Origin of the sequence: Rhizobium herbae (genome assembly GCF_017873135.1) — a bacterium.
Taxonomy (GTDB): Bacteria; Pseudomonadota; Alphaproteobacteria; order Rhizobiales; family Rhizobiaceae; genus Pararhizobium; species Pararhizobium herbae.
On the sequence record NZ_JAGGJV010000003.1, the window covers coordinates 233,842 to 258,585 of the forward strand.

Below are 24,744 nucleotides of genomic sequence, written 5' to 3' on the forward strand. Positions count from 1 at the left end.
TCCCCGCCTGCGGGGAGAGGGCTAGGGTGAGGGGCAGTCTCCCAATGGGAGAGTGCCTTTTGGTCCGAGCCATTCGACCGGAAACCTCATGGGGAATAGTCTTCAATGGACACAGCAGTTCTGGCCGTATCGCCTTTCATCACGCTTCTCGCTTGGAGCGTGGTGCTGCTTGTCGTTCATATCGGGTTGCAGAGCATTCCCGCCACGCTGGAGCTGGGATCGGCATGGAACGCCGGCGCGCGCGACGATGGACAAAAGCCGGCTGGCGTCTTTGCCGGACGTGCGGAACGGGCGTTTGCCAATTTCCGGGAAACCTACCCGGCTTTCGTCGGGCTGGCTGTTTCGCTTGCCGTCACGGGGGATCTGAGCGGCTGGGGCCTGGTTGGTGCCTGGTTGTGGCTTGTCTGCCGGATCGTCTATATCCCGCTCTATCTGGCGGGCATTGCCTATGTCCGATCGCTCGTCTGGTGCGGCTCGCTGGCCGGCTTGCTCGTCATGGCGGCCGTGCTTATCTTCTGACGTATATCGGAACCCGTAAACGACCGGAGACACCGCCGTGCAGCCCTATCTGTTCGAACTTGCCTCGCTGATGGCGATCTTTGCCTTCGCCATCGTCTCCCCCGGTGCCGATCTCGCCATGGTCATGCGCCAGTCGCTGATGAACGGCCGCCGCTCCGCCATCATCACCTCGTTCGGCGTCGGCACCTCGCTGATGTTCCATGTCACCTACACGATCCTGGGGCTGGGCCTGATCATCTCGCAGTCGATCACCCTGTTCAACATCGTCAAATGGTGCGGCGTCGCCTACCTGCTCTATATCGGCATCAGGTCGCTGCGCGCCGGCAAGACGGATATGACGGTAGAGGCTGGGGGCGCCGATGCCGCCGGCAAGAAGCAGTCGGCGCTGAAGGCCTTCGGCCTCGGCTTCGCCGCCAATGCGCTCAACCCCAAGCCTGTGTTCTTCTTCCTGTCGATCTTCTCGACAGTGGTCGGCGCCCATACGCCGATCGCGGTGAAATTCGGCTATGGCCTTGTCATGGCCAGCTGCCTGATCCTGTGGTTTGTCGGCGTCAGCCTGTTCATGACGACGCCGAAGATGCGCGCCGCCTTCTCGCGCGCCAGCCTGTGGATCGACCGGGCCAGCGGCCTCGTCTTCATCGCGCTCGGCCTGAAGCTCGCCACCGAAAAGGCGGCCTGAGCATGCGTCTTTCCGTTCCCGCATCGATCCTGAGCGCTTTGCTGGCGGCCACGCCGGCATGGGCGGCGGATTGCCTGCAGGAACAGGCTGTCTACAGCGATACGGACGGCGCTTACGAGCTGCGTTTCGAGCCGGTGGGCTCGGCCAGCGCCGCCACCAGCAACCATTTCAAGGTCAAGGTCGCCAAGACGGATCTCGTGCTTGACGGCATCGTCATGCAGTCCGGCGACCCCGTGCGCGCCAATGGCATGATCATGAACAAATGCCCGGAAGGCGATGTGACCGGCGACGACATTGCCGCCTGCACCATCTGGGAAGGCGTGATCTATTCCGTCAGCGCCGACGGCAAGGTCGCCTCGCTGCCGGGGGAAGGCATGGAGGCGGCTCCGCAATTGCTGCTGCCGGATTTCGGCCCCGCCATCCGCAATTCGTCGATCTGGGGCAAGGCGACGGTCGCGCCATGGGATGTCCTGACCTTCAAGGAATGCGCCCAATGACATCAAGCGAAACCCCCGTTCTGCTGGTGACCGGCGGCAGCCGCGGCATCGGCGCGGCCATCTGCCTGTCGGCCGCCGCGCAAGGCTGGGCGGTTGCCGTCAACTATGCCTCGAACCGGCCGGCTGCCGATGCGGTCGTCGCCGTGATCGAGGCGGCCGGCGGCACGGCCATCGCGGTGGAAGGCGATGTCGGCAGCGAGACGGGCATCGCCGCGATCTTCGCCGCGGTGGACAAGGCCTTCGGCCGCCTCGACGGGCTGGTCAACAATGCCGGCATCGTCGGGCTTCCGGCGCGGATCGACGAGATCACGCCGGACCGGCTCGACCGCATGCTGCGCGTCAATGTCTCCGGATCGATCCTCTGCGCGGCAGCCGCCGTCCGGCGCATGTCGGTCCGACATGGCGGCAAGGGCGGGGTCATCGTCAATATCTCCTCGATGGCCGCCGTTCTCGGCTCGGCCGGGCAATATGTCGATTATGCCGCCTCCAAGGGCGCCATCGATACCTTCACCGTCGGCCTGTCGCGCGAGGTGGTCTCGGACGGCATCCGCGTCAACGCGGTGCGGCCGGGCGTCATCGATACCGACATCCACGCCTCGGGCGGTCTGCCGGATCGCGCCCGCGATCTCGGACCAACCATTCCGATGAAACGGCCGGGCACCGCCCAGGAGGTCGCCGATGCCGTTCTCTACCTGCTTTCCCCTTCGTCGTCCTATGTAACGGGCGCCATTCTCAACGTCAGCGGCGGACGCTAGCCGCTCTCAGGAAGGACTTTTTCATGGCTTATGATCTCATCGTTATCGGCACCGGCCCCGGCGGCTATGTCTGCGCCATCAAGGCGGCCCAGCTCGGCCTCAAGGTCGGCGTCATCGAGAAGCGTGCCACCTATGGCGGCACCTGCCTCAACATCGGCTGCATCCCCTCCAAGGCGCTGCTGCATGCCTCGGAAGTCTTCCACCAGACCGGCCACGGCATCGATGCGCTCGGCGTCGAGGTGTCCGCACCGAAGCTCAACCTCTCCAAGATGCTCGCCCACAAGGACGCGACGGTAAAGTCGAACGTCGATGGCGTCGCCTTCCTGTTCAAGAAGAACAAGATCGATGCCTTCCAGGGCACCGGCAAGGTTCTCGGCGAAGGCAAGGTCTCCGTCACCAATGACAAGGGCGAAGAGCAGGTCATCGAGACGAAGAATGTCGTCATCGCCACCGGTTCCGATGTCGCCGGCATCCCGGGCGTCGAGGTCGAGATTGACGAGACGGTCATCATCTCCTCCACCGGCGGCCTCGCACTTGAAAAGGTACCCGCCACCATGGTCGTCGTCGGCGGCGGCGTCATCGGGCTCGAGCTCGGCTCGGTCTGGTCGCGCCTCGGCGCCAAGGTCACGGTGGTCGAATATCTCGACACCATCCTCGGCGGCATGGACGGCGAGGTTTCCAAGCAGTTCCAGCGCATGCTGGCCAAGCAAGGCATCGACTTCAAGCTCGGCGCCAAGGTGACTGGCGTCGTCAAGTCGGGCAAGGGCGCCAAGGTAACCTATGAACCGGTCAAGGGCGGCGATGCCGCGACGATCGATGCCGACGTCGTGCTGATCGCCACCGGCCGCAAGCCGTTCACCGACGGTCTCGGCCTTGCCGAAGCCGGCGTCGTCATGGACAAGCGCGGCCGCGTCGAGATCGACGGTCACTTCCAGACCAGCGTTACCGGCATCTATGCGCTGGGTGACGTCGTGCGCGGCCCGATGCTGGCGCACAAGGCGGAAGACGAGGGTGTCGCCGTCGCCGAGATCATCGCCGGCCAGGCCGGCCACGTGAACTATGACGTCATTCCGAGCGTCGTCTATACCCAGCCGGAAGTCGCCTCCGTCGGCAAGACCGAGGAAGAGCTGAAGGCCGCTGGTATCGCCTACAAGGTCGGCAAGTTCCCGTTCACCGCCAACGGCCGTGCGCGGGCGATGCTGCAGACGGACGGTTTCGTCAAGATCCTTGCCGACAAGGACACCGACCGGGTTCTCGGCGGCCATATCGTCGGCTTCGGCGCCGGCGAAATGATCCACGAGATCACCGTGCTGATGGAATTCGGCGGCTCGTCGGAAGACCTCGGCCGCACCTGCCACGCCCATCCGACCATGTCGGAAGCGGTCAAGGAAGCGGCGCTCGCCACCTTCTTCAAGCCGATCCATATGTAAGACAACGCGCAAAGGGGCCGTGACAATCGGCCCCTTTGCGGCTCTCCGCCGGGCGGCCTATTCTTGCCGCATCGAGGGAGAACATGCCATGGCACAGCGCACGCACACAGTTCCGGTCACCCTGCCGCATCCGGCATTGCCCCTGGCCGACTGGGCGGATTGTTACGAACGTGTGATCCCGGGCCAACCGACGACCGCGATCTCCGCCGCCAGGCGTGCACTGGGTGATTTTGCGGCCTGGGTCCGGGCTCTGATGTGGCTGCGAAACGCCGCCGTCAGCCCGTTCGGCCTGAAGGGCTCGGGGCATGATCGCGACAGCAAGGCGGAAATGATCGGCTTTTTTCCCGTGATTTCCCGGTCGGGTGAACAGGCCGTGCTCGGCTTCGACGACACTCATCTCGATTTTCGCATCGTCATCGATGTCCGCCCGGCCGGCGAGCTGGCCCAGAGGATCAGCGTGACGACGCTGGTTCATCGCAAGATTTTGCTCGGCAAGGTCTACATCGCCGTCATCACGCCGTTTCATCGGCTGATCGTCAAAACCATGCTGCTGCGGCTTGCCCGTCCTGTTACGGCTATAAGCTGAGGCTTTCTCCGGTAGCCTGAAAGAGGCCGTGGGATATTTGACGGCCGTCGCTCGGCTCCGCCCTTGTAAAACCACGTTTCCGCACCAGTTTTTCCTATCGGCGCAACAGGTGCCGATCGCCCAATGGCAGGTACCCGTGGCATCCGATTACACTGCGCCCAAAATCACCACACCGATGGCATCGACGGTCATCCGGCGTATCGGCTACGAGGCGGGACAGAACCTGCGGCTGATCACGGCCGGCACGGTTATCTTCATCGTCCTGCTCCTGCTCGCATCCTTCTGGGTTTCCAAGAAGGGGCAGGAGGCCGACGAGGCGGTGGCGCATACCGTTCACAACGAGCGCCTCATTTCCGTCGTTCAATCCCAGCTTCAGGATGCGGAGATCGGGCAGCGCGGCTATCTGCTGACAGGCGATTCCTTCTACCTCGAGCCCTACGACAAGGCCATCAGCGCGATCAATGCCAGTGTAGAAGCGCTCGGCAACGGCGTTGCCGACAATCGCCGCCAGGACGGCAACATCGCGGTGCTGCGGTCGCTGACCACCCAGAAACTCTCCGAACTGCGCCAGACCGTCGAGCGGCGCCGTTCCGGCGACGAAGCGGCGGCGGTCTCGGTCCTGCGCGGCGGTCAGGGCAAGGTGCTGATGGACGGCGTGCGCGACGTTCTCGAGCGCATGCGCACCGAGGAGGAAAGCCTGATGACGGTGCGAGCCAATCAGGCACGCCGTGCCGGGTTCGTGCTGGAGATGATGGTCATCGGACTGGCGCTGCTGACCGCCCTGATGGGGGTGATCGCCGTGCGTGCGACGCTGCGCCGCGCCCGATCGGCGGAGGCGTCGCGCGATGAATTGCTACAGCATCTCGACCGCAAGCTTCTGGCCATCATGGCGGCCGATATCGTCGGCTACAGCCGGATGATGGAGGGGAACGAGGCCCGGACATTGTCGCGGCTCAAGGATGTTCGGGACCGCATCGATCCGATCATTGCCAGCCATGGCGGCAGCATCGTCACCACGGCCGGCGACAGCGTGCTCGTCGCCTTTGCCAGCGCCCTGTCGGCGATCGATTGCGCCGTGGAGATTCAAGGGTCGATGGCAACCGACAATGCCGAACTGCCGGAGGACCAGCACCTGATGTTCCGCATCGGCATCAATGTCGGCGATGTCATCGTCCAGGATGGCGACGTCTTTGGCGATACCGTGAATGTGGCGGCGCGGCTGGAGCCGATGGCGGACCCCGGCGGCATCTGCATCTCCCGCGCGGTGCGCGATCACATCCGCAAGCAGAGGCACCTGAGCTTCGACGACCTAGGTTTTCTGACAGTCAAGAACATCGCCCACCCCGTCAGCGCCTTCCGGGTACGCTTCGAGCCAGCGGTCCAGGTCGTGGAAGCATTGAGCTGACACATAGGATTTTTCCTGCAGTGTCTTATGCGGTTTCCGGCCGCTCGACCGGAGATCGAGGAGACCTACCCCCCTCTGTCACTTCGTGACATCTCCCCCTCAAGGGGGAGATTTCGGCGTCGCCGACAGAGGGGGGTCTGCCAACCCCGATCTCGAAATTTACTGCAGCGTCCGCGGCTGAATTTGTCCCGGCAGGTCGGCCGTAACATTTGCGCTGGCGCCGGGTGCCTGCGCATCAAGCCCCGTGGCCACGACCGAAACCCGGAAAACGCCGTCGAGGCTCTTGTCGAAGATCGCGCCGACGACGATGTCGGCATCCTCGTAGACTTCCTCGCGGATGCGGGTCGCGGCCTCGTCCACCTCGAACAGGGTCATGTCGGAGCCGCCGGAAATCGAGATCAGCACGCCCTTGGCACCCTTCATCGACACTTCGCTGAGCAGCGGATTGGCGATCGCCGCTTCGGCAGCCTTCGAGGCCCGGCCGTCGCCGCTCGCTTCGCCGGTGCCCATCATCGCCCGGCCCATGCCCTTCATCACCGATTTGACGTCGGCGAAGTCGAGATTGATCAGGCCTTCCTTGACGATCAGGTCGGTGATGCAGCCGACGCCGGAGTAAAGAACCCGGTCGGCGATGACGAAGGCATCGGCAAAGGTGGTCTTGGCATCGGCGATGCGGAAGAGGTTCTGGTTGGGGATGACGATGACGGTATCGGCGGCCTCGCGCAGCCGCTCGATGCCCTCTTCGGCCGACTGCATGCGGCGCTTGCCCTCGAAGCTGAACGGCTTGGTGACGACGGCGACCGTCAGGATGCCGGCATTGCGGGCGGCCTGCGCGATGACGGGGGCCGCCCCGGTGCCGGTGCCGCCGCCCATGCCGGCGGTGACGAAGCACATATGCGTGCCGCCGAGATGATCCATGATCTCGTCGATCGATTCTTCCGCCGCCGCGCGGCCGACTTCCGGCAGCGAACCGGCGCCGAGCCCTTCGGTCACCTGCGCACCGAGCTGGATCAGCCGTGTCGCCTTCGACATGGTCAGCGCCTGCGCATCCGTATTGGCGGCGACGAATTCGGCGCCCTGCAGGCCCTCGGTGATCATGTTGTTGATGGCATTGCCGCCGCCGCCGCCGACGCCGATGACGGTGATCTTCGGTCTCATTTCCGAAATCACCGGTTTCTTGATCTCTGTCATCTCGTCTCTCCTTGGACGTGCTGCGGCCCCGGCATGTGGAAGCGCGTTCCGGGAGCCGCAATCGAATGCGAAGCGGAGCGGGCGCGAATCAGGCCGCCGCAGGTTAGGTTGGCAAAAAGGCAGAGAGACGGCACGGGTGCAAGAGTCACAGCTGAATTTGGTTCGTCGGCGAACGTCCTGGCGGGTCGCCTTGGCTGGCTGGGTCGTCATTGGAGGAGGCAAAACCACTCTGCCGGACGAATTCGCCCCGGTTCCGGGCATCCCCCAAAAGCGGGAGACGTCTCGGGGTTTTTTCTCGATCATGGACAAAGCGACCCCCATCCGCATTGCCTCTCCTGCCCGCCTCCCCATAGGATGCACTTCCCCACCTCGCCCGGAGCCCTCCCGTGACCACGAATTTCCACCAGCCCGTCGATGCCGCCGAAGTGCCGCGTTTTGCCGGACACTCCACCTTCATGCGGCTGCCCGCCGTCACATCGGCCGCCGGTCTCGACATCGCGCTGGTCGGCATTCCGTGGGATGGCGGCACGACCAACCGGGCCGGCGCCCGCCATGGCCCGCGCGAAATGCGCAACCAGTCGAGCCTGATGCGCCGCGTCCATCATGTCTCCGGCACCGAACCGTTCAGCATCGCCAACGTCGCCGATGTCGGCGACCTCTCCGTCAATCCGATCGATCTCATGGACGGCCTGAAACGCATCGAGGACGGCATGCGGACGATCGTCGAGGCCCGCGCCATCCCGCTGTCGGCCGGCGGCGATCACCTGACGACGCTGCCGGTCCTCAGAGCAGTCGCTGCGGGGCGCCCCGTCGGCCTCATCCATTTCGATGCCCATTCCGACACCAACGACACCTATTTCGGCGGCAATCCCTATACCCACGGCACCCCCTTCCGCCGCGCCATCGAGGAAGGCCTTATCGATCCGAAGCGCATGGTGCAGATCGGCATCCGCGGCTCGATCTACGAGCCCGGCGAGCATGACTGGGCCCGTGCGCAGGGAATCCGCGTGATCTACATGGAGGAATTCATCCGTCGCGGGGCCGAAGACGTGATGGCGGAGGCCCGCGCCATTGCCGGCAGCGGCCCCACCTATGTCAGCTTCGACATCGACAGCATCGACCCTTCCATGGCGCCCGGAACCGGCACGCCCGAGATCGGCGGGTTTACCACGCGCGAGGCACAGGCGCTGGTGCGCCTGCTTGACGGCGTCGATATTGTCGGCGCCGACGTGGTCGAAGTCTCGCCGCCCTTCGATCTCGCCGGCATGACGGCGCTGGCCGGCGCCACCATGATGTTCGAGCTTTTGTGCGTGATGGCGACATCGGTGGCAAAACGGCGCGCCGGGAGCTGAGGCCCATCATCGACCGCGTATTCCACGCCGCCGCGCACGCAACGGCCGGTCAGCACAGCGGCGTTGCAGGAGAGGACACCGGACATTTTTTCGGTTTCGAGCGTTTGGGACACCATCCCGAATCCTGGATGCGCGGCACCTTTTCTGACAAATTTTCATCCCCGTTTTTCCCCGCCTCGAAAAACCGTGTCATCCTGACGTCGTTCCGCCAATGGATACGCTGCCAGGCGTGGCAGTGAGGCGGAGCCGGTGCCGGATGGGGGACAGACGTAAGCCTTCATCCGGTGGATTGGCAGAAAATGGTTTCCCTCTCGTCTGCAAAATGGCGGGGCGTGCCTGTGAGGCACACATGAGGACCGGTGACTGATAGCGCGAAAGCGATATCTTTCGTGGCGCGGCGATGACAATCGTGAGCGCCACCCTGGCAAAGGCCGCCGATCATCCGCGCAGAGAAACCGGAGTTGCCCGTCGACCAACACTGAACGGGGCGCTGGAAGGCGTCATATACATTACTTAGTCATCGGCACTTTCCAGCGCCCCGGCCAAGTAAACGAAGAGCAAACCCACGGCGGATTTTCCGGGCGTGGCTGAAAGTGTTTGAGGCCACCGCGCGCTCCCTCTTCTCCCCAGCGGGGAGAAGGTGGCCCGCAGGGCCGGATGAGGGGGCCACACGCTCCGAACGTACCGAACCACCCCCTCATCGCCTCGCCGTCGCTCGGCACTTCTCCCCGCCGGGGAGAAGAGGGAGTTCCACCTCCCCCTTGAGGGGGGAGGTCGCCGCAACGCGGCGGGTGGGGGTGACCACCGCGAACACGAGAGACAATCGAATATGCCGCGGATCACCCCACCCCGGCACGGCGTGCCGACCCTCCCCCTCGAGGGGAGGGTGAAGATGCACGGCCGCCCCACTGGTAATTTCCACGCATTTCCGCCATATACACGCCAACAAACACTGGAAATGGACGTCATGAACACTACGGTCGAATTCGCAAGGATGAACGGGCTTGGCAACAAGATCCTGGTCGTCGACATGCGCGGCCGCAAGGACAAGGTGACGCCGGAAGCGGCCATAGCGCTGAATGCGCATCCGGATACCCAGTTCGACCAGATCATGGCGATCCACGATCCAAAGGCCGAGGGCACCGACGCCTGGATCGACATCCTCAATTCCGATGGCTCCAAGGCACAGGCCTGCGGCAACGGCACGCGCTGCGTCGTCCAGGCGCTGGCGGCCGAAACGGGCCGCAAGGTCTTCACCTTCCAGACCGTGGCCGGCATCCTCAATGCGCAGGAACATGCGGATGGAACCATCTCCGTCGACATGGGCAAGCCGGTTTTCGAATGGGACAAGATCCCGCTGTCGGAAGAATTCTACGACACCAGCCGCATCGAGCTGCAGATCGGCCCGATCGACGATCCGATCCTGCATTCCCCCTCGGTGATGTCGATGGGCAATCCGCATGCGATCTTCTGGGTCGACCGCGACGTCATGTCGTTCGATCTCGAACGCTTCGGCCCGCTGCTCGAAAACCACCCGATGTTTCCCGAGCGCGCCAATATCACCCTGGCCCAGGTCACCTCGCCCTCCTCGGTCACGACGCGGACCTGGGAGCGCGGTGCCGGGCTGACGCTTGCCTGCGGTTCCGCCGCCTGTTCCGCCGCCGTCTCGGCCGCCCGCACCGGCAAGACCGGCCGCACCGTGGCAATCAGGGTTGCCAGCGCCACGCCACCCGGCATTCTCACCATCGAATGGCGGACAAGCGACGATCACGTCGTCATGACCGGCCCTGCCGAATGGGAATGGTCCGGCAGCGTCGATCCCGCAACCGGTCTCTGGTCGCGCGAACAGGAACCGGAAGCCCAGCACACGGGAAGCGCCGCGCTTTGAGCGGCGTCGACGTCATAACCTTCGGCTGTCGCCTCAACACCTACGAATCCGAAGTGATGCGCGCGCAGGCCGAGAAGGCGGGGCTGAACAACGCCATCCTCGTCAACACCTGCGCCGTCACGGCTGAGGCCGTGCGCCAGGCCCGCCAGGCGATCCGCCGCGCCCGCCGCGAAAACCCGCATGCCCGCATCATCGTCACCGGCTGCGCGGCCCAGACCGAAAAGCAGACCTTCGCCGACATGCCCGAGGTCGATGCCGTGCTGGGCAACGAGGAGAAGCTGAAAAGCGCCTCCTACCGGTCGCTGCCCGATTTCGGCATCTCGGCGGAAGAAAAGCTGCGCGTCAACGACATCATGAGCGTCCGCGAGACCGCACCGCAGATGGTCCGGCTGATCGAGGGCCATGTGCGCGCCTTCATCCAGGTGCAGAACGGCTGCGACCACCGCTGCACCTTCTGCATCATCCCCTATGGCCGCGGCAATTCGCGCTCGGTGCCGATGGGCGCCGTCGTCGATCAGGCGCGAAAACTGACTGAGGGCGGCTACCGCGAGATCGTGCTCACCGGCGTCGATGCGACGAGCTATGGCGCCGACCTGCCGGGAACGCCGAGCCTCGGCCTTCTGGCGAAAACACTGCTCAAGCAGGTGCCCGATATCCTGCGCCTGCGCCTCTCCTCGATCGACAGCATCGAGGCCGACAACCATCTGATGGACCTGATTGCCGGTGAGCCGCGCTTCATGCCGCACCTGCACCTGTCGCTGCAGCATGGCGACGACATGATCCTCAAGCGAATGAAGCGCCGGCATTCCCGCGCCGACGCGCTGCGTTTCATCGAAGACGTGCGCCGCCTGCGGCCGGAAACGAGCTTCGGCGCCGACATGATCGCCGGTTTCCCGACCGAGACCGAAGAGATGTTCGGCAATGCAATGAGCCTTGCCGAAGAGGCCGGCATTGCCCACCTGCACGTCTTCCCCTATTCGCCGCGCGAGGGAACGCCCGCCGCCCGCATGCCGCAGATCGACCGTGCCCTGGTGAAGGAACGCGCCGCCCGGCTGCGCGCCACTGGACATCAGCTGCATCAGGCCCATCTTGACAGCATGATCGGAACGCAGCAAAGCCTGCTCGTCGAGAACAACGGCCTGGCGCATACCGAAAATTTCACGCTTGCCGCTGTCCCCGGCCTCAAAGCCCGCGATATGGTTCAGGTAACGATCACCGGCCACAACGGCAAGCATCTCGACATGCAATTGATGGCCGCCGACGCGGCCTGAGTTTTACGGATACCCAATGGCGCTCAGCTTTCTGAAAAAGGTCTTCACGTTCGGCAAAGACAAGCCGGTGGAAGGCGAGCCTGCCGCAGCGCCCGCGGTCGACGCGGTCATGGACCAGGCGGAAGCGACGTTCAGCCCCGAGGAAACCCGGGCGATCGAAGCCGAGCTGGAGCCGCATTCGCGCACCGAAGACCTGCCTGTCGCGCCCGACCCGGTTCTGCCGCAGGAAATGGACACCGCCGGCGGTCCGTCCGCAGATGAGGTTGATGCGCCCGCGTTGGAGGCTGAGGAGGATGCCGCGCTTCTCCCGCCAACCGAACAGATCGGCGATCTCGGCCTGATCCCGTTGTCCCTGCTGGAGGCGGAAGCTGAAGCGTCCGAGGGTGAGGAAAGTGCGACACCCCCCTCTGTCCTTTCAGGACATCTCCCCCACAAGGGGGGAGATCATAAGGAGGCTGACGTCCCTTCAACGCAAACTGACGCGATTGACGAATCGCAGGCGCTTTCCGCAAGCCCAATCTCCCCCCCTGTGGGGGAGATGTCGGCGCAGCCGACAGAGGGGGGTAAACTTTCCGCGCTCTCGGAAACCGATGACCTCAACGAAAGCGCGACGCCAGCGATCTCCCCCCTTGAGGGGGAGATGCCCGACAGGGCAGAGGGGGGTGAAGCCTCCCCGACCGCTGAGCCACCGGCAGCAGCACCCATCCTCCCCAAGGGCTTCGCCACCGGCCGCACCCCCGAGCCCGAACCGGAAGCCCCGAAGCAGAAGCTCACCTGGTTCCAGCGGCTGCGCCAGGGCCTTGCCCGCACGTCGTCGCAACTCACCGGCCAGATCACCGCGCTGTTCACCAAGCGCAAGCTGGACGACGAGACGCTTCAGGACCTGGAAGACCTCTTGATCCAGGCCGATCTCGGCGTCGAGACGGCGCTGCGCGTCACCGACACGCTGGCCTCCGAGCGCTACGGCAAGGACGTCACCGGTGAGGACGTCAGCCGCATCATGGCAGCCGAGATCACCAGGGTGCTGGCCCCCGTCGCCAGACCGCTGCAGCTCGACCTCTCCCACAAGCCGCATGTCATCCTCGTCGTCGGCGTCAACGGCACCGGCAAGACCACCACCATCGGCAAGCTCGCGGCCAAGCTTTCCGGCGCCGGCCTCAAGGTCATGCTCGCCGCCGGCGACACGTTCCGGGCCGCCGCCATCGAACAGCTGAAGATCTGGGCCGAGCGCACCAAGTCCGACATCGTCTCCTCGAAACTCGGGGCGGATGCTGCGGGCCTTGCCTATGAGGCTTTCGAGCAAGCGAAACTGAAGAAGAGCGACGTGCTGATCATCGACACCGCCGGCCGCCTGCAGAACAAGGCCGAGCTGATGGCGGAACTCGAAAAGATCGTCCGCGTGCTGGGCAAGCTCGATCCCGACGCGCCGCACACGGTTCTCCAGACGCTCGACGCCACCACCGGCCAGAATGCGCTGAACCAGGTCGAGATTTTCCGCAATGTCGCCGGCGTCAACGGCCTGATCATGACCAAGCTCGACGGCACGGCGCGCGGCGGCATCCTCGTCGCCATCTCCGCCAAGCACAAGCTGCCGGTCTATTTCATCGGCGTCGGCGAAGGCGTCGACGATCTCGAACCCTTCGAGGCCAAGGATTTTGCCGAGGCAATTGCGGGAATTCCCCATTGACCCGGATATCATTTTGCCTTTTTGCTGATGTTATAGGGTTGCAAATGAACGGCTTCGACGCGGCCTTCCATTTTCTCCGTCATCCTCGCCCTTGTGGCGGGGATCCAGCAGCGGCGCGTCCGCGCCGCTGAAGAGCTCTTTCACGCGGCAGACGCCGCGTGACTGGATTCCTGTGACAAGCACAGGAATGACGGCGTGGGAACTGTCCACGCCCGCCGGACGTGTAATATTATCGCTCCATCGAGCACTTTAAGGACGCCACCATGTCATCGATCGAGGCGGTCAAGCCGCGCAAGGAAATCAGCCCGCTCCTGAAAATGGTGCTGGAGCTCGGACCGCTGGTGGTCTTCTTCTTCGCCAATTCGCGCGGCGAGTGGCTGGCGCGGGAATTTCCGGCGCTGACCGAGCTGGGTGGCCCGATCTTCATCGCCACCGGCCTGTTCATGGCGGCAACCGCCATCGCACTGACGGCGTCCTGGCTGCTCACGCGGACGCTGCCGATGATGCCGCTGATCTCCGGCGTCGTCGTCTTCGTCATGGGCGCATTTACGCTCTATCTGCAGAACGACACGTTCATCAAGATCAAGCCGACCATCATCAATTCGCTGTTCGGTCTCATCCTGCTCGGCGGCCTGCTGTTCGGAAAGTCGCTGCTCGGCTACGTCTTCCACACCGCCTTCAAGCTCGACGAGACCGGCTGGCGCAAGCTGACCATCCGCTGGGGCATCTTCTTCCTGTTCCTCGCAGTGCTGAACGAGATCGTCTGGCGCAATTTCTCGACTGATTTCTGGGTCGCCTTCAAGGTCTGGGGCACCATGCCGATCACCGTGCTGTTCACCCTGTCGCAGATGCCCGTCATCATGAAGCATTCGCTGGAACAGGATACGCCCGCGTGACCATGCTGGTTCCGGCGGAAAGCCGCACACCCCGCGCCGCCATCTGGCTTCTCGCCTGCGCCGCCGTCCTCATCCTGCAGGTCGTCGTCGAATACTGGGCCGGCCGCACGCCGATCTGCACCTGCGGCTACATCAAGCTGTTCGAGCCCGTTGCCAACGGTCCGGGCAATTCGCAGCACCTGGCCGACTGGTACACGCCGTCGCACATCATCCACGGCTTCCTGTTCTATGGCCTCGCCCATCTGACATTGCGCCGCAAGCCGCTGGCGGCAAAATTGCTTTTGGCGCTCGTCATCGAATCCGGTTGGGAAATCCTCGAGAATTCTCCGATCATCATCGACCGCTACCGCACGGCGACGATCTCGCTCGACTATTACGGCGACAGCATCCTGAACTCGGCGATGGACACGATCTTCATGGCGCTCGGCTTCTTTTTCGCCTGGCGCGCGCCTGTTGCCGTCACCGTCGCCATTGCGATCTTCTTCGAGATTTTCACCGGCTGGCTGATCCGTGATAATCTGACCTTGAACGTGCTGATGCTGGTCTATCCGCTGGAGGCGGTGAAGGCTTGGCAGGGTGGTCTTTGACAAGGAAGCGGTTCCCTCTTCTCCCCGGCGGGGAGAAGTGCCGAGCGACTGCGAGGCGATGAGGGGGTCTTTCCGCGAGTTCAAAATTTGCCGCCCCCTCATCCGGCGCTTCGCGCCACCTTCTCCCCGATGGGGAGAAGAGGGAGTAGGTCGAAACGCCTACTTCGCCACAGCCTTTTCGATCGCCGGAAAGAGCCCGTCCTTCAGGCTGCGCTCGTCGAACGGCCCGACGCGCTTGTAGACGATCGTCCCCGACGCATCGACCAGATAGGACTCCGGAATCCCATACACGCCCCAGTCGATCGCCGACTTGCCACGCGGATCGACGCCAATGGCTGAAAACGGGTTGCCGAGTTCACCGAGGAACCGCAGCGCGTTGTCGGTCTGGTCCTTGTAGTTGATGCCGACCACTGTGAGCCGCGGGTCCTTGGCAAGTTCGAGGATGATCGGGTTTTCCTCGCGGCAGGGCACGCACCAGGATGCCCAGACATTGACCAGCGTCAGCTTGCCCTTGATGACAGCGTCGGTCAGCGCCGGCATGGCGGCGCCCTTGAACGTCGCGCCTTCGAGCGGCGGCATGGCAAGCGCCGGCGCCTCGGTGCCGATCAGCGCGGAGGGAATTTCGCTGATATCACGGCCGGAATCGAGCTGGCTCCAGAAGATTGCCGCAAGCCCGGCGAAGATCACCAGGGGCAAGGCGGCAAAGACGATGCGCATCTTGCCCGGCCGGCTGCTGCCGGGCTCGACGGGGATCTCGGCGTTCATTGTGTCTCTCCTGCCTGCGCCGAGCGGCGGCGGATGCCGGCCGCGTCCAGCGCCTGCAGTTCGCGACGGCGGGCGCGTCCGTCCGTCCAGACCCAGAGAATGAGGGCGACCACGGTCAGCGCGGCGATACCATAGCTTGCGACGACATAGGCAGTGTGGCTCATCATCGTCTCACACCTCCCGGCCGGCGCTGCGGGCCGCCTGGCGGCGCATCGATGTCACCCGGCGGCGCCAGATCTCGTTGCGCATCGCAGCGATATGCAGGGTGAAGAACAGAAGCGTGAAGGCAACCGCCATCACCAGCAGCGGCCGCAGGAACTCCGGATCGATCGCCGAACCGCCGAGCCTGAGCACGCTTGCCGGCTGGTGCAGCGTGTTCCACCATTCGACCGAGAACTTGATGATCGGGATATTGACGAAGCCGACGAGGATCAGAACGGCGGAAACCTTGGCTGCCTTGCCGGGCTCGTCCATCGCCCGGTTGAGCGCGATCAGCCCGAGATACATCAGGAACAGCACGAAGACCGAGGTCAGCCGCGCATCCCAGACCCACCAGGTGCCCCACATCGGCTTGCCCCAGAGCGAACCGGTGACCAGCGCCAGAAAGGTGAAGCCGGCGCCGATCGGCGCCGCGGCCCGGGCGGCCACATCGGCCAGCGGATGCCGCCAGACCAGCGTGCCCAGCGCCGAAAGCGCCATGACCGTGTAGCACATCATCGACAGCCAGGCCGATGGCACGTGCACATACATGATGCGCACCGTCTCGCCCTGCTGGTAATCGCCTTCGGTGGTGAAACAGAGATAGAGCCCGATGGCAAACAGCACCGCCGTCAGGCCGGCGAGCCACGGCAGCACAAGCGCCGCCAGGCCCAGGAACCGGGTGGGATTGGCAAGGTCGCTGAATTTGCGGATGGCCAGGCTGTTTTCGCTCATGATGGTTCTTTAACGCCGAAGGGCTCTCTCTTCAATGTGTGTCGTCCGATCACATTTGCGTCAGTCCGACGCGGACCTGAGCGCCAAAGCCGCCGCCAGCGGCCCGATGACCGCGAAGAACAGCGTGATGGCGATCAATATCAGCAAAGGCGGCAAGAACGGGGCGGGATCCTCGACCGCCGCATAGGCGGCGCTGACCCCGAAGATCAGCACCGGGATCGCCAGCGGCAAGACCAGGATCGACACCAGCAGCCCGCCGCGCGGCAAGGTCACCGCGACGGCCGCCCCGACCGCTCCGATGAAGGTAATCGCCGGCGTCCCCACCAGCAGTGTCAGCATGGTCGCGCCGATGGCGACCTCGCTCATGTTCATGAACAGCCCGAGCAGCGGTGCGGCGATCACCAGCGGCAAGCCGGACGCCGTCCAGTGTGCCAGGCATTTCACCAGCACCGTCAGCACCAGCGGCGCCTCCTGCATCAGCATCAGATCCAGCGACCCGTCCTCGCGCTCGGCCTGGAACAGCCGATCGAGGCCCAGAAGCGATGCGAGAAGCGCGCCGATCCACAGGATGGCCGGACCGATGCGGGAGAGAAGATTGAGATCGGGCCCAACGGCAAAGGGCACGACGGCGACGACGGTCATGAAGAACAGCACGCCGATCAGCGCGCCGCCCCCGGCGCGGACGGAGAGTTTAATATCTCGGAGGAAGAGGGAGGTCATAATGCGGCTTCTTCCATAACAACTATTGACAAGATCAAAGAATTAAATCCCGCCCTCACCCGAGAACTTTTCAAGCACGAGGACAACCGTCCATATCGACCTGAAGCGCGCGTATCAGACTCGAGAAACTTTGATCCACACCGAGTTGGAATTTGGCCAGCAATCCTAGTCATAGTAGCCGCGAACAAAAACAATGACACTTTCGCAGGGTACCGTAGGTTCTTCCTCCGCGCTTGGGGCCCATCCCCCAACTCCCAAACTAAGTGAAGTGAACCCATCACTCTCAACAATAACCTCTGGATCAAGCTCCTTTATCTGACGGAGAAGATCTGCAAATCCCAAGCGCAGCATGTTGATGCCAATCAGTGTCGGCTCAGCGGGTTCCGCGAATTCCACAGCCTCAACGCGACCATTCGTGTCGTCATAGTAGACAAAACATTGAAGCCCGGTGAAATAGTCGCAGGGGTGGGTCTCCTCGGTGGTTCGCCTGAAACTCTTGAACTCTACGCCGAGCGTTGTACGAACTTCGTTTGGAGTCATACCAAACCGAATCGGCCCAACACCATCGTAAATGCGGATTTCAAAGTTCATTTGCTTTGTTCGCCTTCGATCCGAAGAAGCATAATCAAACCATTTCCCCCACACCCGCAAACCCCGTCATCCGCAACTCCCGCGCCTCCACCCCCAGCGGCTGATGCGTCGCCGCAACCACGATGCCGCCCGCGCCGAGGTGGCGCGACACCAGAGCGGCAAACAACCGGTCGGCACTCGCATCGAGCGCCGCCGTCGGTTCGTCGAGGATCCAGATCGGCCGATAGGCGACAAGCAGCTTGGCCATCGCCATCCGGCGCTGTTGACCGGCCGAGAGATAGCCGAACGGAAGGTGCGAAATTCCGCCGAGGCCGAGCGCCTCCGTCGCCTCTTCGAGGCCGATCCCGGAACCACCGTCCGAATCACCCATGAAGGATTTCCAGAAGGACAGATTTTCCGCGACGGTCAGCTCGCGCTTCATCGCGTTGCGGTGGCCGAGATAGTGGCAGAGCTCGCGCGGGTGACCGATTTCGAAGGAAATTCCGTCCAGCCGGACGCTGCCGTATTCGGCCGCCAGGAGACCCGCCAGAACACGCAGAAGCGTCGACTTGCCCGAACCGTTCGGACCCGTGACGACAAGGGCTTCGCCTGCGCTGACAACGAAGGAAATATCGTGGAAAATCAGGTCCTCGCCGCGTTTCGCACTGAGGTCCTCGACAACGAGGCTGATCGGCATTCACATTCCTTTTACGACGTTCGTCGCAGTGCAAAAAAATTGTCTCAAATTGAGGACGGATGGTCTGGCACGTTCCGGAGAAATTATCTATAACCGCCCCAACACGCCAGCGGTCGGCGTGAATTTCATCCTAGCGCCGAACTTGGAATGATTTCCACGTACGGACAGCGGAAATGGCCGTACCCGCATCCCAATTCGCGCATAAAATGCGCTCGGGCGTTCGTACGTCAGTTTTTGGCGATCAAACGGAACGGGGTAACCAGTGTCCAAGTCCCTTGACAGTTTTAATTGTCGTTCGACGCTTTCGGTGAATGGCGTAGACTATGTCTACTACAGCCTGCCGAAGGCCGAAGAAAACGGCCTCACCGGCGTTTCCAAGCTGCCCTATTCGATGAAGGTGCTCTTGGAAAACCTCCTGCGCAATGAAGACGACCGCTCGGTCAAGAAGCAGGACATCCTCAATATCGCTGCCTGGCTCACCGACAAGGGTACGGCTGAAAACGAAATCGCCTATCGCCCGGCCCGCGTGCTGATGCAGGACTTCACCGGCGTCCCCGCCGTGGTCGACCTTGCCGCCATGCGCGACGCCATGGTCAATCTCGGCGGCGATCCGGAAAAGATCAATCCGCTGGTCCCTGTCGACCTCGTCATCGACCACTCGGTCATTGTCGACGAATTCGGCACGCCGACCGCCTTTGCCCGCAATGTCGAACTCGAATACGAGCGCAACGGCGAGCGCTACCGCTTCCTGAAATGGGGCCAGCAGGCCTTCAAGAATTTCCGCGTCGTTCCTCCCGGCACAGGCATCTGTCATCAGGTCAACCTCGAATATCTCGGCCAGACCGTCTGGACCAAGGAAGAGAACGGCGAGATCACTGCCTATCCGGACACCTGCGTCGGCACCGACAGCCACACGACCATGATCAACGGTCTCGGCGTTCTCGGCTGGGGCGTCGGCGGCATCGAGGCGGAAGCGGCCATGCTCGGCCAGCCGGTCTCCATGCTCCTGCCTGAAGTCATCGGCTTCAAGCTGACCGGCAAGCTCAAGGAAGGCGTCACCGCGACCGACCTCGTGCTGATGGTCGTGCAGATGCTGCGCAAGAAGGGCGTGGTTTCCAAGTTCGTCGAGTTCTTCGGCTCCGGCCTCGACAACATGACGCTCGCCGACCGCGCGACGATCGGCAACATGGGCCCGGAATACGGCGCCACATGCGGCTTCTTCCCGGTCGATTCGGAAACCATCAACTACCTCACCATGTCCGGCCGCGAAGAGCAGCGCATCGCGCTGGTCGAAGCCTATTCGAAGGCTCAAGGCATGTGGCGCGACAATGACGGTGCCGACCTCGTCTTCACCGACACGCTGGAACTCGACCTCGGCCAGGTTGTCCCGGCCATGGCCGGCCCGAAGCGTCCGGAAGGCCGCATCCCGCTGGAAAACATCGCGTCCGGTTTCGCTGGCTCGCTTGAAAACGACTACAAGAAGCCGGGCCAGATCGACCTGCGCTATCCGGTCGAAGGCACGGACTACGATATCGGCCATGGCGATGTGGCGATTGCCGCCATCACGTCCTGCACCAACACGTCGAACCCGTCTGTGCTGATCGCCGCCGGCCTTCTCGCCCGCAACGCGGTTGCCAAGGGCCTGAAGTCGGCACCTTGGGTCAAGACCTCGCTGGCGCCGGGATCGCAGGTTGTCGGCGAATATCTCGCCAAGTCCGGCCTGCAGGATTCGCTCGACGCGCTCGGCTTCAACCTCGTCGGCTTCGGCTGCACCACCTGCATCGGCAATTCCGGTCCGCTGCCGGCGCCGATCTCGAAGACCATCAACGAGAAGGGCCTGATCATGTCCGGCGTTCTCTCGGGCAACCGCAACTTCGAAGGCCGCATCTCGCCGGACGTCCAGGCGAACTACCTCGCCTCGCCGCCTCTGGTCGTCGCTTACGCGCTGGCCGGCACCGTCCAGAAGGACCTGACCACCGAACCTCTCGGCATTGGCAGCGACGGACAGCCGGTGTTCCTCAAGGACATCTGGCCGACATCGCAGGAAATCCAGGAATTCATCCTGAAATACGTCACCCGCGCACTCTACGCATCGAAATATGCCGACGTGTTCAAGGGCGACGCCAACTGGCAGGCCGTCCAGATTCCGGCAGGCCAGACCTATGCCTGGGATGACAACTCGACCTATGTCCAGAACCCGCCCTACTTCGTCGGCATGGGCAAGACCGGTTCGGGCATCTCCGACATCAAGGGCGCCCGCGTGCTCGGCCTGTTCGGCGACAAGATCACCACCGACCACATCTCGCCGGCCGGTTCGATCAAGGCGGCGTCGCCGGCCGGTGCCTACCTTATCGGCCATGGCGTCGGCGTTGCCGACTTCAACCAGTACGGCACGCGCCGCGGCAACCATGAAGTGATGATGCGCGGCACATTTGCCAACATCCGCATCCGCAACCACATGATGGGACCGAACGGCAAGGAAGGCGGCTACACGATCCACTATCCTTCCAAGGAAGAGATGTCGATCTACGACGCCGCCATGCAGTACAAGGCCGAGGGCGTTCCGCTGGTCATCTTCGCCGGTGTCGAATACGGCAACGGTTCGTCGCGCGACTGGGCGGCCAAGGGCACCAACCTGCTTGGCGTCAAGGCCGTCATCGCCCAGTCCTTCGAGCGTATCCACCGCTCCAACCTCGTCGGCATGGGTATCGTGCCCTTCGTCTTTGAGGAAGGCACGACCTGGGAATCGCTTGGCCTGAAGGGCGACGAGAGCGTCACGATCGACAATCTCGGCAACGTCCAGCCGCGTGAAAAGCGCGTGGCCAAGATCACCTATGCCGACGGCACGGTGAAGGACGTTCCGCTCGTCTGCCGCATCGATACGCTCGATGAAGTCACCTACATGAACAATGGCGGCATCCTGCAGACGGTCTTACGTGATCTCGCCGCCTGATGCATCGTCGATACTGACATGACCGAAGCCGGGGCTTTCACGAGCCCCGGCTTTTTCGTGATCGCCAAAGCCGAAAGCCTCACTCCAACGTGACTTTCTGTTGAAAGGCGAGCGGCGTATGTAAGGTCATCGAATGACCGAACCCGCCCATGCCTATCGAAATGGAAATCCCGATGTCTGGATCAAGCACCGTTCGCCGCATCATGCTCGCCTGTGGCTTTGGCCTGATGGCGCTGCCGGTTGCTGCCGGTGAGCCGCAAGGGGTCGTGGAACTGTTTACCAGCCAGGGCTGTTCGTCCTGTCCGCCGGCCGATGCAGCGCTGAAAAGACTGATCGACGACGGCAAGGTCGTGGCGCTCTCCTACCATGTCGACTATTGGAACTACCTCGGCTGGGCCGATACGCTCGCCTCCAAGGACAATACCGCCCGGCAATATGCCTATGCCAAGATGCTCGGCCGTAACGGCGTCTACACGCCGCAGGCCGTCCTCAACGGCCGCGATCACATCAACGGCGCCGATCTCGACGGCATCAACCGGCGGCTCACAGAAATGAGCGACATGGGCAAGGGATTGGCCGTCCCGGTGAATGCGACCGTGCGGAAAGACGAGATCGACATCAAGGTCGGTGCAGGCGACGGCAAGGCGAATGTCGTCGTCGTCTATTTCAATCGCGAGCAGCAGGTCGACGTCAAGAAGGGCGAAAACAGCGGCAAGAAAATTTCCTACTGGCATGCCGTCCGCGATATCCAGACGATCGGCATGTGGGATGGCAAGCCGGCCAGTTTCGTGCTGCCCGCCTCGGTCCTCAACGAAGGCGACAATGGCGGCTGTGCCGTGCTGCTGCAAAAGATGAAGGACAACGAAACGCCCGGCGCGATCCTCGGCGCCACGACCGTGATGGCGGACAAGACCGCCAACTGACGGCTTTCCAGGTTTCTGGTTCGGCCCGGCAGCATCGAGGGGCTGGGGCTGAGGGTTCGAAGATGCCGGACCGAACCGGCCATACCCCACGACAGCAGTCGCTGCCGTGAAACATGGCGTTTGGAGTGACCGCGCCAGAACAGGCGCATTGGCAGACACTCCAACAGCACTCCGTTCGAAAACAAATCACACTGCTCGAACAAAGTTGCATGCCGGCGCAGGAAGGACACCCTGTGCCAGCGGGCGCGAGTGTCCTTTCGAAATGGGGCGCGGTTTGGGCTGAAATGCGGCACGCCGAAAAAAGTCTCCGGCCATCGGCTTCGGCTTGTGGCTTGCATTTCGGCGAAGGTCAGGCAAACTGTAACCGTCCTGTCACAATATAAGGTCGGAGTACCGATGACCGATCAGCCGGATTTGCCGCAAGGCGAGACCCGTTCCGAAAGGCAGCAAACGTCCAATGTGGTTGTCCACCTGCACGAATACCGCAGCAGCAGTCAGGACCCACTCCCCATCACCTTCCACCGCCGGGAACTCGACATGATCCTCAGGGTCTACGGCCGCATGGTCGGCGAGGGTGAGTGGCGCGACTATGCGATGGACCATCTGCGCGACAAGGCGGTCTTCTCGGTCTTCAAGCGCTCCGGCGAAATGCCGCTCTTTCGGATCGAGAAAAACCCGAAGCTGGCAGCCAAACAGGGCGCCTATAGCGTCGTCAACACGCATGGCACGATCCTCAAGCGCGGCCATGACCTGCAGCAGGTGCTGAAGGTTTTCGACAAGATGCTGAAGCTGATCGACACCTGAATCAGCCGCGGTAAAGCGTATCGGGATAGGCGCCCGGCTCCGGATCGCTCGTCAGGCCGTCGCCGAGCGGCAGCTGCATGATGATCGTATCGAGCCAGCGGCCGTGCTTGAAGCCGGTGCCCTTCATCAGTCCGCCATGCTCGAAGCCGGCAGCGCGATGCACCGCCACCGAAGCCGGATGCGCCCCGCCGATGACGGCGACCATCTGGCGGAAGCCGAGTTCCGTGCAGCGCCGGATGAGTTCGGCAAGCAGAGCCTTGCCGACACCCTGTCCCCGCGCCTCGGGCGCCAGATAGATCGAATCCTCGACCAGAAAACGATAGGCGGTGCGGGTGCGGAATGCCGACGCATAGGCGTAACCAAGCAGGACGCCATCCGCATCGACCGCGGCGATATAAGGATAGCCGTTACCGGTGATCGCCGAAAACCGCGATGACATTTCGGCCTCGCCGGGCGGCGTCATCTCGTAGGAGGCAACGCCGTTCAGAACGGATTCCCGATAGATGGCGGTGATGGCAGAAATGTCGGAGCGGGTCGCGTCGCGGAGGGTAAAGGACATCGAGAAAGCCTGAAAAGAAATAAACGTCGCTTGTCCTCTGTCACATCGGAGCGGCACGATCAAGCAGACATCAGCTCAGGAATCCAGACAACAAAAAAGGCGGCCGGAGCCGCCTTTTTCAGATGTATTCCGGTTCGGACTATTCGCGGTTTCCAAGGAAACGCAGCATGAACAGGAACAGGTTGATGAAGTCGAGGTAGAGCGTCAGCGCGCCCATGATGGCCTTGCGGCCGGCGACTTCGGCACCGTCTGCTTCGAAGTACATTTCCTTGATCTTCTGGGTATCGTAGGCGGTGAGGCCTGCGAAGATCAGAACGCCGATGGCCGAGATCGCAAAATCAAGCGCCGACGAGGCAAGGAAGATGTTGACGATCGAGGCGATGATCAGCCCGAACAGACCCATCATCAGGAACGAACCCATGCCGGACAGGCTACGCTTGGTGGTGTAGCCGTAGAGCGACAGAGCGCCGAACGAGGCCGCCGTGACGAAGAACGTCTGGGTGATGCTCTGACCGGTATAGATCAGGAAGATCGACGACAGGGAGAGACCCATCAGGCCGGCATAGACCCAGAAGGTCGTCTGCGCGGCGGACACGCTCATCGAGTTGATGCGGAAGCTCATGTAGAACACGAGAGCCAGCGGCGCGAGCATGACCACCCACTTCAGCGGGCTCACATAGATCGCCTGACCGAAGGCAGTCAGCTGTCCGTCTGCGAAGGCGAATTGAAATGCAGCATAGGCGGCAATACCGGTGATCGCCAGACCGAGGGCCATCAGGTTGTACACCTTGAGCATATAGGTGCGCAGACCTTCATCGATTACGGCCCCCGCCTGTGCGCCGGCAGGCGACATTCGGGTTTGGTAGTTTCTAAGATCAGCCATTGTTTCCTCTATATAAGCCCCGGTTGAGTTTACGGTGTCGGGCTGAAAGGGCGCATCCTTGTATGATGCCAGCCACTTTACCCAGGCGCCGCTGCGGGGCTCCAGCATGCCTGAAAAGAATATGATGTCGAAATATGACTTACACAAGACCGGCAGCCCTGCGAATCGCACGAAAACCCGCTGCAGGAGGCTTT

Annotated in this window: 26 protein-coding genes; 17 read left to right on the top strand and 9 right to left on the bottom strand. The window is 62.8% G+C overall.

The window, feature by feature from the left end; all coding sequences use genetic code 11:
• The first annotated feature begins 105 nt into the window (after nucleotides 1–105).
• From J2Z75_RS09920 to J2Z75_RS09950, 7 genes are all read left to right on the top strand, one after another.
• On the top strand, nucleotides 106–519 hold the full coding sequence (locus J2Z75_RS09920) for an MAPEG family protein (RefSeq protein WP_209851290.1): 414 nt from the start codon (nucleotides 106–108) through the stop codon (nucleotides 517–519).
• A gap of 37 nt (nucleotides 520–556) precedes the next feature.
• Complete coding sequence (locus J2Z75_RS09925) at nucleotides 557–1,198, top strand: LysE family translocator (protein ID WP_209851293.1); 642 nt, start codon at nucleotides 557–559, stop codon at nucleotides 1,196–1,198.
• A 2-nt stretch (nucleotides 1,199–1,200) separates the two neighbouring features.
• Nucleotides 1,201–1,695 (top strand): hypothetical protein, encoded by a 495-nt coding sequence (locus J2Z75_RS09930; protein ID WP_209851296.1) that lies wholly within the window; start codon nucleotides 1,201–1,203, stop codon nucleotides 1,693–1,695.
• Entirely contained in the window at nucleotides 1,692–2,450 is a 759-nt protein-coding gene (locus tag J2Z75_RS09935; RefSeq protein ID WP_407692753.1) for an SDR family oxidoreductase, read from the top strand. Before J2Z75_RS09930 ends, J2Z75_RS09935 begins: the two co-directional genes overlap by 4 nt.
• A gap of 23 nt (nucleotides 2,451–2,473) precedes the next feature.
• The gene (lpdA, locus tag J2Z75_RS09940) at nucleotides 2,474–3,880 is read left to right on the top strand and encodes a dihydrolipoyl dehydrogenase (RefSeq protein ID WP_209851302.1); all 1,407 of its coding nucleotides are present in this window, start codon (nucleotides 2,474–2,476) and stop codon (nucleotides 3,878–3,880) included.
• Between the two features lie 88 nt (nucleotides 3,881–3,968).
• On the top strand, nucleotides 3,969–4,466 hold the full coding sequence (locus J2Z75_RS09945; protein WP_209851305.1) for a DUF2867 domain-containing protein: 498 nt from the start codon (nucleotides 3,969–3,971) through the stop codon (nucleotides 4,464–4,466).
• Between the two features lie 136 nt (nucleotides 4,467–4,602).
• Nucleotides 4,603–5,871 (top strand): CHASE3 domain-containing protein, encoded by a 1,269-nt coding sequence (locus tag J2Z75_RS09950; RefSeq protein ID WP_209851308.1) that lies wholly within the window; start codon nucleotides 4,603–4,605, stop codon nucleotides 5,869–5,871.
• A 159-nt stretch (nucleotides 5,872–6,030) separates the two neighbouring features.
• Here the strand turns inward: J2Z75_RS09950 and ftsZ are convergent, their stop codons facing one another.
• Nucleotides 6,031–7,062 (bottom strand): cell division protein FtsZ, encoded by a 1,032-nt coding sequence (gene ftsZ / locus J2Z75_RS09955; protein WP_209851311.1) that lies wholly within the window; start codon nucleotides 7,060–7,062, stop codon nucleotides 6,031–6,033.
• A gap of 386 nt (nucleotides 7,063–7,448) precedes the next feature.
• Between ftsZ and speB the strand changes: the two genes are divergently transcribed.
• The 7 genes from speB to J2Z75_RS09990 all read left to right on the top strand — a co-directional run bounded on the left by speB (nucleotide 7,449) and on the right by J2Z75_RS09990 (nucleotide 14,743).
• Complete coding sequence (speB, locus tag J2Z75_RS09960; protein WP_209851314.1) at nucleotides 7,449–8,414, top strand: agmatinase; 966 nt, start codon at nucleotides 7,449–7,451, stop codon at nucleotides 8,412–8,414.
• On the top strand, nucleotides 8,369–8,653 hold the full coding sequence (locus J2Z75_RS09965; RefSeq protein WP_209851317.1) for a hypothetical protein: 285 nt from the start codon (nucleotides 8,369–8,371) through the stop codon (nucleotides 8,651–8,653). The genes speB and J2Z75_RS09965 overlap by 46 nt, the downstream gene beginning before the upstream one ends.
• Nucleotides 8,654–9,381: 728 nt before the next feature.
• Entirely contained in the window at nucleotides 9,382–10,302 is a 921-nt protein-coding gene (gene dapF / locus J2Z75_RS09970; protein WP_209851321.1) for a diaminopimelate epimerase, read from the top strand.
• Nucleotides 10,299–11,573 carry a tRNA (N(6)-L-threonylcarbamoyladenosine(37)-C(2))-methylthiotransferase MtaB gene (gene mtaB / locus J2Z75_RS09975; protein WP_209851324.1) on the top strand — a complete coding sequence of 425 codons (1,275 nt, stop codon included), beginning with the start codon at nucleotides 10,299–10,301 and terminating at the stop codon, nucleotides 11,571–11,573. Before dapF ends, mtaB begins: the two co-directional genes overlap by 4 nt.
• A gap of 16 nt (nucleotides 11,574–11,589) precedes the next feature.
• Nucleotides 11,590–13,260 carry a signal recognition particle-docking protein FtsY gene (gene ftsY / locus J2Z75_RS09980; RefSeq protein ID WP_209851327.1) on the top strand — a complete coding sequence of 557 codons (1,671 nt, stop codon included), beginning with the start codon at nucleotides 11,590–11,592 and terminating at the stop codon, nucleotides 13,258–13,260.
• 263 nt (nucleotides 13,261–13,523) lie between these two features.
• Nucleotides 13,524–14,156 (top strand): septation protein A, encoded by a 633-nt coding sequence (locus J2Z75_RS09985; RefSeq protein ID WP_209851330.1) that lies wholly within the window; start codon nucleotides 13,524–13,526, stop codon nucleotides 14,154–14,156.
• A 2-nt stretch (nucleotides 14,157–14,158) separates the two neighbouring features.
• Nucleotides 14,159–14,743 (top strand): DUF2585 domain-containing protein, encoded by a 585-nt coding sequence (locus J2Z75_RS09990; RefSeq protein WP_209852197.1) that lies wholly within the window; start codon nucleotides 14,159–14,161, stop codon nucleotides 14,741–14,743.
• Nucleotides 14,744–14,902: 159 nt separating this feature from the next.
• On the opposite strand, the gene J2Z75_RS09995 is transcribed toward J2Z75_RS09990, so the two are convergent.
• The 6 genes from J2Z75_RS09995 to ccmA form a co-directional block, all read right to left on the bottom strand.
• Complete coding sequence (locus J2Z75_RS09995) at nucleotides 14,903–15,508, bottom strand: DsbE family thiol:disulfide interchange protein (RefSeq protein ID WP_209851333.1); 606 nt, start codon at nucleotides 15,506–15,508, stop codon at nucleotides 14,903–14,905.
• Nucleotides 15,505–15,675, bottom strand: coding sequence for a heme exporter protein CcmD (gene ccmD, locus J2Z75_RS10000; RefSeq protein WP_209851336.1), 171 nt, complete (start codon nucleotides 15,673–15,675; stop codon nucleotides 15,505–15,507). The genes J2Z75_RS09995 and ccmD overlap by 4 nt, the downstream gene beginning before the upstream one ends.
• 4 nt (nucleotides 15,676–15,679) lie before the next feature.
• Nucleotides 15,680–16,441, bottom strand: coding sequence for a heme ABC transporter permease (locus tag J2Z75_RS10005; RefSeq protein ID WP_209851339.1), 762 nt, complete (start codon nucleotides 16,439–16,441; stop codon nucleotides 15,680–15,682).
• 60 nt (nucleotides 16,442–16,501) lie between these two features.
• Nucleotides 16,502–17,161 carry a heme exporter protein CcmB gene (ccmB, locus tag J2Z75_RS10010; RefSeq protein ID WP_209851342.1) on the bottom strand — a complete coding sequence of 220 codons (660 nt, stop codon included), beginning with the start codon at nucleotides 17,159–17,161 and terminating at the stop codon, nucleotides 16,502–16,504.
• A gap of 165 nt (nucleotides 17,162–17,326) precedes the next feature.
• Nucleotides 17,327–17,752, bottom strand: a complete 426-nt coding sequence (locus tag J2Z75_RS10015; RefSeq protein ID WP_209851345.1) for a hypothetical protein — start codon at nucleotides 17,750–17,752, stop codon at nucleotides 17,327–17,329.
• Nucleotides 17,753–17,786: 34 nt separating this feature from the next.
• The gene (ccmA, locus tag J2Z75_RS10020) at nucleotides 17,787–18,428 is read right to left on the bottom strand and encodes a heme ABC exporter ATP-binding protein CcmA (RefSeq protein WP_234937265.1); all 642 of its coding nucleotides are present in this window, start codon (nucleotides 18,426–18,428) and stop codon (nucleotides 17,787–17,789) included.
• A 262-nt stretch (nucleotides 18,429–18,690) separates the two neighbouring features.
• On the opposite strand from ccmA, the gene acnA reads away from it, so the two are divergent.
• From acnA to J2Z75_RS10035, 3 genes are all read left to right on the top strand, one after another.
• The gene (gene acnA, locus J2Z75_RS10025) at nucleotides 18,691–21,381 is read left to right on the top strand and encodes an aconitate hydratase AcnA (RefSeq protein WP_209851348.1); all 2,691 of its coding nucleotides are present in this window, start codon (nucleotides 18,691–18,693) and stop codon (nucleotides 21,379–21,381) included.
• A gap of 173 nt (nucleotides 21,382–21,554) precedes the next feature.
• Nucleotides 21,555–22,304, top strand: a complete 750-nt coding sequence (locus J2Z75_RS10030) for a DUF1223 domain-containing protein (protein WP_209851349.1) — start codon at nucleotides 21,555–21,557, stop codon at nucleotides 22,302–22,304.
• 396 nt (nucleotides 22,305–22,700) lie between these two features.
• Nucleotides 22,701–23,108, top strand: a complete 408-nt coding sequence (locus J2Z75_RS10035; RefSeq protein WP_209851352.1) for a DUF2794 domain-containing protein — start codon at nucleotides 22,701–22,703, stop codon at nucleotides 23,106–23,108.
• A gap of 1 nt (nucleotide 23,109) precedes the next feature.
• On the opposite strand, the gene J2Z75_RS10040 is transcribed toward J2Z75_RS10035, so the two are convergent.
• Nucleotides 23,110–23,667 carry a GNAT family N-acetyltransferase gene (locus J2Z75_RS10040; protein WP_209851355.1) on the bottom strand — a complete coding sequence of 186 codons (558 nt, stop codon included), beginning with the start codon at nucleotides 23,665–23,667 and terminating at the stop codon, nucleotides 23,110–23,112.
• 139 nt (nucleotides 23,668–23,806) lie between these two features.
• Nucleotides 23,807–24,550: a Bax inhibitor-1/YccA family protein gene (locus tag J2Z75_RS10045; protein ID WP_209851358.1), complete on the bottom strand. Its 744-nt coding sequence runs from the start codon at nucleotides 24,548–24,550 to the stop codon at nucleotides 23,807–23,809.
• Nucleotides 24,551–24,744 lie beyond the last annotated feature (194 nt).